Annotated in this window: 1 protein-coding gene; it reads right to left on the reverse strand. The window is 55.6% G+C overall.

What is annotated here, in order from left to right; translation table 11 throughout:
• Positions 1-1,049 precede the first annotated feature (1,049 nt).
• A complete protein-coding gene (locus BXP70_RS28885) occupies positions 1,050-2,246 on the reverse strand; it encodes a hypothetical protein (protein ID WP_086597591.1) in 1,197 nt (398 codons plus the stop codon).
• Positions 2,247-2,374 lie beyond the last annotated feature (128 nt).

Here is a 2,374-nt window from a genome sequence, read left to right on the forward strand (position 1 = left end):
TTCTTACAGATGAGTCGATGCACACCAATTTGGTAGTCGTCTCCGCGCCTTTTCGCACCAAAACAGTAGGTGATGGACACCAATTTGGTAGGCGATGGACACCAAAACAGTAGGCGATTACCCTTGTAACTATTTGCTAAACAACTAGTTGCGCGACCCGTAAACTACTTTAAAAGAAAATAATCTTTCTAAACAGCTAGTTTCTTGTCGTTTTCTTTTTTGCATTGAAAGGGCTAGGAACAGGAGAGGAGAAGCGCCGCCGTCAGGAGTAGCTCCACCGGGGGGGCGCAGCCCACCACCAGGAGAATATATAGTTTAACATGTTGATTTATAGACAATTATCACGATTTAGGCGCGTAACTCGACTACCATTTTGGTGTCCATCAACTACTATTTTGGTGGCCTCCTCGAGCGCCTGCGGAAGGGGCAGACCCTATTCCGGGGGCTCGTTTCCAGCCGGAAACAAACCCCCGGAATAGTGCCAGTATCGACTACATTTTTGGTGGTACGCTGTAGCGCTGAACGAACCTTGTAAAGCACTGACAATGAGTTAGTTATTTTTCCATCCAAAATCAAGGAAAAGTACTAAATGGCAGGGTCGGAATGCTTTCCTTAAAGCAGCTGGTCCGAACAGGCAGCGGCAGCGAACTGCAGGGAGTTACCACCAAAAAGGCTGCATCTGCTTACTTTGGCGAGTAGCCCTTAGCAGCTTTGATAGAGCTTGGCCTTGGTAGTACCAAGAGTAAACAAGCGGCCACACGGTGGGCGGGTCAACGCGTCCTACTGCGCTGCGGTGAGACAGAGTACCTCTCCTACGCCGAAGCCCCCCACTGTTCTCATTGGTGGACTTCGTGCTGTTGGACGATGTTCCACGGGGGTTGGACATTTTATAAAGGAGCCCTGGAAAGTGTCTCAGAAGTGGAGCGCATGAGCCTACATAGACCCTGCTGGTCGGATTAGCATGCCGCCTAGCGTCTCGTCCGTCCAATTATATGAAGGATTACCACCTACTGGAGGGCCAAGGCAACCAGTTCGTGGCCGCAATGGGCTTAGCCTTTCGGCAACTTGGCGGGCCGGTATTTCACCACCACGGCCCGGCCCGACGCAAAGGGAAAAAGGTACACCTGTTTTTGCGTAGCGTTGGTCAGGTACTGATCTAGCGGAATGGCTTTATCGCCCTGGCGCGTGTACTCGCCCTGATCGTAGAGCTGCACCAGGCACGCCGTGCCCACATAGCGGGCGGGAATGGGTTGCACCAGGGCCTTCGTGCCCATACTGGCGGCAAGCCACCGTGGACGCCCCTGCACGCGAGTCAGCGGCGGGTGCAGCACTTGCAGATCCACCTGACCCGCATATTCACCGCTGACCGTGGGCACTTTGCCCGCCGTGGCCAACACCATCGGGCGCGTGGCCGACGCTGGCAGGCGGTAGTCGGACGTCTGATCAATGGTCAGCGGATCCACCTGCCCTAGTTCTCGAAGGTAGGTGGCGAAGCGTTTGATCCCGGAACGTTCCTTTTCTGCCAGATGATCGTAGCCCACCAGCGCCACGACCTTGGCGCCCGGATGCTGGCGCAGCACGGCCAGCATATTCACGGCCTGTAGCGAGTCGCGATATTGCTGGCGTTTATTGAAATCCGCCAGTTCCTTCTCTTGGTCTACCCGAATCTCGTGGCCAAACACATAGTAGCCTTGCTCGGCCGCGGCCCGCAGCAGGTTGCCCATGGCCGGCTCGCACGTGTAATAGCCGGACGTAGCGACGGGGTATTGGCGCTGGTTGAAAGCCGTATCGGACGGGTTGAGGGCTTCGACGGCCAACAGCGAGTAGCCGAGCCGGGCGAGTTGGGGCAGCAGCTGGCGGCAGTAGGCACGGTGGGCGGGTTGGTCGTGGGCTTCATTGATTATAACCATGGAGGTGGCCTGGGCGCGGGCTAGCAGCAGCGAGTCCAGCGGCAGGGTCTGATAAGCGGCTGGCAGCGCCTTGGTCGTCTGGGCCGGTAGCTGTCCCACAAAGGAGAAATGAGTCGCCAAAGTTTGAGCATACATATTAGGTTCCAACTGCGCCTTGTGGGAGAGCAAGGCTTGCAGGGGGGCCACATAGTTGAGCTGCTGCTGCGCGTTTTGGAAGTGCTGTCCCGCTAGGCGAAAGGCGTTGGCGGAGGGCAGCGGCGGCTGCGCAATGGTCATCGCCGAGAGCCCGGGGTAAATCAGTATGATAGCGAGGAGCAGTAAACGCAGCAATTTCATAGCTAGGCGGGAAGAAGAAGGAGATAGAGTACAGTAGCTAATATAGACAATAAAATATAGTAAAAATCTCACGGTCAACTTATTTCAGGACGACACCTCGTCTCAGAAAACGGCCGTTTTAGCGGCCC

This window comes from Hymenobacter crusticola (genome assembly GCF_002154225.1).
GTDB lineage: Bacteria > Bacteroidota > Bacteroidia > Cytophagales > Hymenobacteraceae > Hymenobacter > Hymenobacter crusticola.

Bases quoted from the DNA above. Each gene is read 5' to 3' on its own strand.
- BXP70_RS28885 (WP_086597591.1), bottom strand. From the start codon at position 2,246: ATGAAATTGCTGCGTTTACTGCTCCTCGCTATCATACTGATTTACCCC.